Source organism: Streptomyces sp. OfavH-34-F (assembly GCF_022347745.1).
Lineage (GTDB): Bacteria > Actinomycetota > Actinomycetes > Streptomycetales > Streptomycetaceae > Streptomyces.
The window spans coordinates 1-1,242 of sequence record NZ_JAKRGC010000626.1; the positions used below are offsets into that span (position 1 = coordinate 1).

Here is a 1,242-nt window from a genome sequence, read left to right on the forward strand (position 1 = left end):
ACCGGCCCGGGGGCGGCGCGGCACCGGCCCGGGGGCGGCGCGGCACCGGAGCGGCCCGGGGCGCGCCCGAACGTCCACACATAAGCGTTGCTTGGGTTTTTCCGTGAATTCTTGTCAATTGACCCCAAGTCGGGGAGGGCGCAGGCTGAGCGTATGACGACCTCTACGCTCAGCCGTGCCGTGGCCGCCGAGTTCGCCCCCGAGACCACCTACCTCAACACCTCCACCTGCGGGCTGCTGCCCCGCCGCGCCGTCGCCGCTGTGAAGGCCCTCGTCGACGAGAACGCCGACGGCACCCGGGACGGCTCCGGGGACGCCGAAGCGGTGGAGCGGGCGCGGGAGGGATTCGCCCGGATCGCGGGCGTCCCGGCCGACCGGGTCGCCGTGGGCAGCTCGGTCTCCGCCCACGTCGGCCTGATCGCGGCCTCACTGCCGCCCGGCGCCGAAGTGCTCGCGCCCGAGGGCGAGTTCACCTCGGTCGTCACCCCGTTCGCGGCCCGGGGCGACCTCACCGTGCGGTACGTGCCGCTGGAAGGGCTGGCCGGTGCCGTACGCCCCGCCACCGCGCTCGTCGCCCTCTCGTCCGTGCAGTCGGCGGACGGCCGGCGCGCCGACCTGGACGCGGTCCGCGCCGCCGCCCGCGCCCACGGCGCCCGGACCCTGCTGGACACCACCCAGTCCACCGGCTGGCTGCCGCTGGACAACGGGGCCTGGGACTACACGGTCACCGCCGGCTTCAAGTACCTGCTGTGCCCGCGCGGCGCCTCCTTCCTCACCGTCGCCCCGCAGGCCCAGGACGACCTGACCCCGGTGCACGCGAGCTGGGCCGCCGCCGCGCGGCCGGGCAGCACCTACGGACCGGTCGACCGGCTCGCCGACGACGCCCGCCGCTTCGACGAGTCGCCCGCCTACCTCTCGTACCACGGCGCCGCCGAGTCCCTCGCCCTGCTCTCCGAGATCGGCGTCGCCGCGCTGCACGACCACGCGGTCAAGCTCGCCGACCGCTTCCGCACCGGCGTCGCGGACCTCGGCCACCCCGCCGTCCCGGCCGACACCGTCGTCGTCGCGGTGCCCGGCCTCGGCGACCGGGCGCCGGCGCTCCAGCGGGCCGGGGTGATGGTCGCCGGGCGGGCCGGCAACCTGCGCGTGTCCTTCCACCTCTACAACACCGACGCCGACGTGGACCGCGCCCTGGACGTGCTCGCCGGCTGACCCCGCGCGGGGCCGGGGGCCCGCCGCGTG

The 1,242-nt window shown here is 76.5% G+C and carries 1 protein-coding gene; it reads left to right on the plus strand.

Annotation, left to right across the window (positions count from 1 at the left end; all coding sequences use genetic code 11):
• Positions 1–153 precede the first annotated feature (153 nt).
• A complete protein-coding gene (locus MHW47_RS35535) occupies positions 154–1,212 on the plus strand; it encodes an aminotransferase class V-fold PLP-dependent enzyme (RefSeq protein WP_239227918.1) in 1,059 nt (352 codons plus the stop codon).
• The last annotated feature ends 30 nt before the right edge of the window (positions 1,213–1,242 follow it).